This window comes from Methylobacterium gregans (assembly GCF_022179245.1).
GTDB classification, from domain to species: domain Bacteria; phylum Pseudomonadota; class Alphaproteobacteria; order Rhizobiales; family Beijerinckiaceae; genus Methylobacterium; species Methylobacterium gregans.
In genome coordinates, this window is sequence record NZ_BPQM01000199.1 from 1 (window position 1) to 4,699 (window position 4,699).

Annotated in this window: 2 protein-coding genes; both read left to right on the forward strand. The window is 69.4% G+C overall.

Features of this window, described 5'->3' with window-relative positions:
- On the forward strand, positions 1 to 961 hold a 961-nt coding region (locus MFF54_RS27395), incomplete at its 5' end, for a hypothetical protein (RefSeq protein ID WP_238307341.1).
- Between the two features lie 460 nt (positions 962 to 1,421).
- On the forward strand, positions 1,422 to 4,699 hold a 3,278-nt coding region (locus MFF54_RS27400), incomplete at its 3' end, for a DUF8508 domain-containing protein (RefSeq protein ID WP_238307342.1).

Genomic DNA, 4,699 nt, shown 5'->3' on the forward strand with positions numbered 1-4,699 from the left:
CTGTAGCCCCCTCCGCGGCAGCGCAAGCGGCCGCGGAGGGGGCTACAGCTACGGTGTCGGCACGCTGAGCCTGCCCTCGTTGGCCGAGCTACGATCCCAAGCGCTGGTTGCGCGGGCGTCCGGTCCGTCGCGGCTCTCGATCGTGCAGGGCGATGTCCGCGCCCTGCACCGCGCGCCCGAGAACCGCGGCGCGCTGTTCCAGGTCGCCTCCCAGTTCAATCTCCTGGAGATGGTCGGGCCCGATGTCGAACCTGAGGACGGCGTCACCCGCTACGCGCACGACCGCACGCAGGGGCCAGCCTGCGCGATGGCAGCGGGCGCGGCCACGATCTACCGCAACTACCTCGTGCCGGTGGACGGTGAGATCGGCCAGAGCGCCGACCGGCAGCTCGACGGGCTGGCCGACCTCGGCCGTGCGCTGGCGGCGCGCCTCGGGACGGATGTCTCGGATCTCTGGTCGATGCGCAACGGCTACGCTCTGCCTATGCGCGACGGCTTGGCGGAGATCGGCCGCCATCTCCAGGCGGCGGATGCGGCCACGCTGGATGCCCTTCGTGGCCTCTTGCGGGTCGGGCTGCACGTTGACGTCGAGGTCACGGATGGGCCGGCCCCAGGGCCACGCGTCAGCCAGATCTTCTGCTCCGCCCTACCGGTGGCCTACGGGCGCCACCCGGCAGCGAGCTGGGCACCGTTCGCATCGCTGGTGCTGGAGGCGGCCTACGAAGCGACGCTGCTGGCTGGGTTGCTGAACGCGGCGCGTGGAGCCTCGAATCGGGTGCTGCTGACCCGTCTGGGTGGAGGTGCCTTCGGCAACGCAGACAGCTGGATCAATGCAGCTCTGTTGCGAGCCCTGCAGATCGTCGGAGGGTACGACCTTGACGTGGTGATCGTCAGCCACGGAGTACCGACGCCGGCCTTATACGACTTGGTACGCGCTTCAGGGATCAGCGGCCCTCGATGAGCCATTCCACCGGCAACGGTGCCCGGCGAGCAGGACAAGCTGCCGAGCGCAGGCTCACGCGGATTGGAATTGGCAACACCTCATGAGAACGCCGTGGTGGGTCCGCAAATTGCCGGAGCGGGAAACCTGTGCCCAACGCATCCGCGGCCGTGGGACGGGCATTTGGGGCCATGGGGGCCGTTTTGCACTTCGTCAGCCCGAACCGGCGGCTGCCGGTCCGGTCCGCCGCGGAGTAGCCGGGGGTTCCCGGGCATCGTCTGCCGGCCCTGCCCCCATCTCAAACTGGAGATGCTGGTCGACCCGGCTCAGCCCGTCGCATGTGGACATCCTCGGAGTTGCAGGATCGGCCGTCATAGGCTTGTTGCAGACCAGAAATATCGAGCGAGGCGCTCTGGTTAATGAAATGTGACCTTTAATTAGCCAGCTCTGCGCCGGTTCAACAGACGAACGTGAGCGATCGATGGCTGGTTTCACGCCGGGCAACCTCGTGGTCTACCGGGTGGGCACGGGCAGTGGTTCGCTGTCGGGCACCGGAACACCCGTCTTCCTCGACGAGTACACCCCGTCGGGCACCCTGGTGCAGTCGATCGCCCTGCCCATCGCAGATAGCGCGACGAACGAGACTCTGGTGGCGTCGGGAACGGCGACCTCCGAGGGCTTGATCACCCGCTCGGCCGATGGGCGCTACATCCTGCTGACGGGTTACGACGCGGCACCGGGCACGGCGTCGGTGAGCGGCACGACCTCCGCGGCCGTCAACCGGACGATCGGCCTCGTCGGGGCGGATGGGGTGGTCGATACCTCCCTGGCGCTCAGCGACCTCGCTCCGAGCAACAATGTGCGCAGTGCGGCGAGCGCGAACGGGACCAACATCTGGGCGGCGGGCGGCGCGGGCGGCGTTCGCTACACGGACAACGACTTCAACGCCGAGCCCAACATGTCCACCCAGATCAACACGGGGGACGTCACCAACATCGCAAACATCCGCCAGCTCGGAATCTTCGGCGGCCAGCTCTTCGCGAGCACCAGCTCTGGCTCCAGCGTGCGCATCGGTGCGGTCGGCACCGGCCTGCCGACGACCGCCGGCCAAACCCTCACACCACTGCCGGGCATCCCGACGAGCGGCTCGCCCTACGGCTTCTTCCTGACCGACCTGTCGCCGACCTACGGCTACAACGGCACCGCGCTCGACACGCTCTACGTCGCCGAAGATACCGCGAGCGGCGGTCAGATCCTCAAGTACACTTACAACGGCACCGCCTGGGCCGAAAGCGGCACGGCGACGGCGGCGTCCGTGCGCGGCCTGACCGCCTCGGTCGACGGCTCCAACGTCTCCCTCTACGGCAGCACCGCGGGCACGCTCTACGCCCTCACCGACAGTGCCGGCTACGGCGGCAGGCTCTCAGGCAGCGCCGCGAGCATCGCCACCGCGCCGGCCAACACGGCTTTCCGTGGGATCGCGTTCACGCCGCAGGCGACAACCGCGCCCGTACAGCCGACCCTGTCGGTGGCCGATGCGAGCGTCGCGGAGGGCGACTCGGGCACGCGGCAGCTCACGTTCACGGTGACGCGTTCGGACACCTCGACCGCGTTCAGCGTCGACTTCACCACCGCCGACGGCACGGCCACCACCGCCGACGGCGACTACGTCCCGGCTGCCGGCAGCCTGAGCTTTACCGCGGGCGGGCCGGCGAGCCAGACGGTGAGCGTCACGGTCAACGGCGACACCCGGATCGAGAGCAACGAGACCCTGTCGCTGCGCCTGTCGAACCTCGCCAACGTCACCGGCTCGACCGTGCTCGGCCGCGCGAGCGCCAACGGCACGATTACCAACGACGATGCTGCGGCCCTCACGCCGATCTACGCGATCCAGGGCTCTGGTGCGGCCTCGCCGCTTGCCGGGCAGCGGGTGACCACCCGCGGCGTCGTCACGGGTGTCGCCTCGAACGGCTTCTACATCCAGGACCCGACCGGCGACGGCGATGCGGCGACCTCGGACGGCGTGTTCGTGTTCACGTCGAGCGCGCCGACGGCCGTGGCCGGCAACCTCGTGGAGGTCGTCGGCACGGTTACCGAGTTCACGCCGACCGGGGCGGTAGCCGGTACCCTGTCCGTCACCGAGATCACCGGGCCAACCGTGCAGGTGATCGACCCGAGCGTGGCGCTCCCGGCGGCCGTGCGGATCGGCGGCGCGGGCGGCCTCACCCCGCCGACCGAAGACCTCGCCGCGGGCAACGCCTTCTATGAGCGCCTGGAGGGGATGCGCGTGACGGTGAGCGCGCCTCGCGCGACCGGCCCGACGAGCAGCTTTGGCGAGATCTACACGGTGGCGAGCGACGGGGCCGGCGGCTACGTCGCCACCGGCACCACTCCCCGCGGCGGCGTGCTGGTCATCGGCGGCCAGTCGAGCTTCGGCAACACCAACACGGTGGGCGGCGACTTCAACCCTGAGCGCATCCAGATCGACGACGGGCTCGGCTTCGCGACGCCGCAGGTGAACACGGGCGCAGTGCTCGGCGACCTGACCGGCGTCGTCAACTACAGTTTCGGCAACTACGAGGTGCTGGCGAGCCAGGCTGTGACCGTTACCTCCGACACGCTGCAGCGCCAGGGCTCGGCCCTGACGGGCGATGCCGACCACCTGCTGGTGGCGAGCTACAACGCCGAGAACCTCGATCCCGGCGACGGCGCCACGCGCTTCGCGACCGTGGCGCAGGAGATCACCGGCCGCCTCAACAGCCCGGACATCGTCGCCTTCCAGGAGATCCAGGACAACGACGGCGCCACGAACAGCAGCGTCACCTCGGCCTCGCAGACGCTCCAGCAGATCGTCGAAGCGGTGCGCGCCACGAACGGCGGTGCCGGCCCGCAATACGCCTTCGTCGACAACCCGTTCATCGGCGACGACACCAACGGCGGCGAGCCCGGCGGCAACATCCGCACGGCCTATCTCTACCGGACCGACCGCGTTGGGCTCGTCCCGAACTCGCTGCGCACGATCGCGGCCGACGGCAGCGCCATCACCGACACCTCCGCCGCGGCCAACGCCGACCAGCGCAACAACGTCAACAGCCCGTTCTACACCTCGCGCCCGCCGCTCACCGCCGACTTCACCTTCAACGGTCAGACCGTCACGATCGTCAACAACCACTTCACCTCGAAGGGCGGCAGCGGCGTGCTGTTCGGCTCTGTCCAACCGCCGCTCGACGGCGGCGAGGTCCGCCGCGCCGCCCAGGCCCAGGCGGTCAACACCTTCGTGGACGGGCTTCTCGCCGCCAACCCCAACGCGCGGGTGCTGGTGACGGGCGACCTCAACGAGTACGGCTTCGAGGAGCCCCTCAGCGTCCTGCGCGGCACGGCAAGCGTCAGCAACTTCAACGGCAGCGGGAACGGCAGCGCCACCTACACGCCCGGCGGCACAGCGGTCCTCGTCGACCTGCAGGACACGCTGCCCGAGAACCAGCGCTACGACTACGTGTTCGAGGGCAATTCGCAGGCCCTCGACCACATGTTCGCCACCGGCGCGCTCGCGGCGGGCGCGCAGTTCCAGCCCGCGCGCATCAACGCCGAGTTCTACGAGCAGACCAGCGACCACGACCCGCTGACCGCCCGCTTCGCGATCAGTGCCCCCGCCGACACCATGGCGCCGACCCTCCTAAGCGCGAGCCCGGCCGACAACGCCACCGGCGTCGCGGTCGGCGTCGACATCGTGCTGACCTTCAGCGAGACCGTGCGGGC